The 1959-nt window shown below is 72.2% G+C and carries 3 protein-coding genes; 2 read left to right on the forward strand and 1 reads right to left on the reverse strand.

Translation table 11 applies throughout. The features are described from left to right. Nucleotides 1-911, reverse strand: a 911-nt coding sequence (locus AXW62_RS03475; protein WP_060943192.1) for a serine/threonine-protein kinase, incomplete at its 3' end; no start/stop codon positions are given. Between the two features lie 310 nt (nucleotides 912-1221). Here AXW62_RS03475 and AXW62_RS03480 point away from each other — a divergent pair. Next, nucleotides 1222-1458: a DUF8836 family protein gene (locus AXW62_RS03480; RefSeq protein WP_030826850.1), complete on the forward strand. Its 237-nt coding sequence runs from the start codon at nucleotides 1222-1224 to the stop codon at nucleotides 1456-1458. Between the two features lie 286 nt (nucleotides 1459-1744). Beyond that, the coding region (locus AXW62_RS03485; RefSeq protein WP_060943193.1) for a hypothetical protein at nucleotides 1745-1959 on the forward strand (215 nt) is incomplete at its 3' end.

The following is a 1959-nucleotide window of genomic DNA, read 5'->3' on the forward strand; positions in this document are numbered from 1 at the left end:
TCCGTGTTCTGGTCGGCGTGCGACTCGGGGCGCCGCCCCGGGGGGCGGCCCTGCGCTCCGCCGTAGCCCGCGGCGCCGGGCCCGTGGCCGTGCGCCTCGCGGGCCGCGATCTCCTTCAGCCGCAGCGACAGTTGCAGGGTGCTCGGCCGGTCCTCCGGGTCCTTCGCCAGACAGGCGTGGAGCAGCGGTGCGAGCGCGTCCGGCACCCCCAGCAGCTGCGGCTCCTCGTGCACCACCCGGTACAGCATCACCTCGGAACTCCCGTGCCCGAACGGCGAGTCCGCCGTGCAGGCGTACGCGAGCGTCGCGCCCAGCGCGAAGACGTCGGTCGCCGGGGTCACCGCCGCGCCCCGCACCTGCTCGGGCGCGAGGAAGCCGGGCGAGCCGACCGCCGTGCCGACGTGGGTGAGGGTGCTGGCCCCGGTCGCCCACGCGATGCCGAAGTCGATGATGCGCGGACCCTTGGGGGAGAGCAGGATGTTGGAGGGCTTGAGGTCCCGGTGGACGACCCCCGCCTCGTGGACCGCCAACAGCCCCTCCGCCAGCGCCGACCCGATCGACGCCACGTGCGCGGCGGGCAGCGGGCCCTCCTCGTTCACCTTGTCGTGGAGGGAGGGGCCCGGTACGTACTGGGTGGCGAACCAGGGGCGGTCGGCCTCCAGATCGGCGGCCACCAGCCGGGCCGTACAGCCCCCGCGGATCCGCCGCGCGGCGGAGACCTCGCGGGCGAACCGCGACCGGAACTCCCGGTCCTCGGCGAGATCCGGCCGGATCACCTTCAGGGCCACCCGCTGGCCGCGCCGGTCGGAGCCGAGGTAGACCACCCCCATACCGCCCGCGCCGAGCCGCCGGTGCAGCCGGAAGGAACCGACGACACGCGGGTCCTCGCGCCGGAGCCGCATCATCGCCATGTCCGTCCCCTACCTCCGGTTGGGGAGGCCCCTTCCCTTAACCCCTGGTGGGGAGCCCCATCCGCTGCCGTCTGCTTGCCGTTTGCCGCTGATCTGCCGTCGGTCCGCTGTCGTAATCCGTCGCTGTCCGCCTGACGTGCACAGCTTACGGATTGACGGCCCCGCTCGCTCAGAGGCCGCGCATGCGTCGGTCGATGGATTGTCAGTGGTGCCTGGGATCCTGGAGAAGTGGGCCGGAATCGTGGCAATCCGCGCTCGGCCCGGTGCGTGCGTGATCTCAAGGGGCCGTCTCAGAAGGGGGATTGAGACCGTGAAGGGTGATCGTGTGGAGATAGTCGTGGACGCGGGCGACACGACGCGGACCTATGAAGTGGTGGCCACCAGGGCGGGCCGGAGGGTCGAAACGGCGGTCCGGCGGGGAGTGGTGGAAGTGAGCGAAGTCACCCGTAATGGGTCCGTGGTGCGGACGGCCCGCTTCATGGCCAACCGGGTCCTGGCGCTGGTGGAGCAGCCGGTGCCGCGGGGCGAGGAGGGGGAGGCCGAGTAGCGCCCGCCACGGGGTCCCGGAAGATGCCTTCCGGTACTGCGGAGAAGGTGCGGAAGGATCACCTCCCGCGCCCCCTCCGGGAAGACCCCAGGACATGACGGCACATCTCCACCCAGGGGAGTAGTCGGTGCCTCCCGGGGTCATCCTCCGGGAGGCGTCGCAATCGGTACGAAGGCATGACGCCGGGCCCCGGGGCGCGCGCCTAATGTTGTGGTCAAGCGGCGGGCGCAGCACTCGTCCCCCGAGGTCAGACGCTCGCCGCCCCAGATGTGACGGAGGAGGGACGATGGCGGACACGGCTGGACGTACGGTCAACCGGGCGCGTCGTCGCCGGTCGGTGGCCATGGCCGTCGACGCGACGGCCGAGGCGTTCGGCGGCGCGCGGACCGGCACCCGTCACCCTCTGGTCGCGGCGGTGATGGTGCTGCCGATGGCCATCCTCCTGACCATCACCTTCGGCGGCTGGGAAGCCGTCGTCACACAGGCGTCGTCCGTGGCGGG

Source organism: Streptomyces hygroscopicus subsp. hygroscopicus, from assembly GCF_001553455.1.
GTDB classification, from domain to species: Bacteria; Actinomycetota; Actinomycetes; order Streptomycetales; family Streptomycetaceae; genus Streptomyces; species Streptomyces hygroscopicus.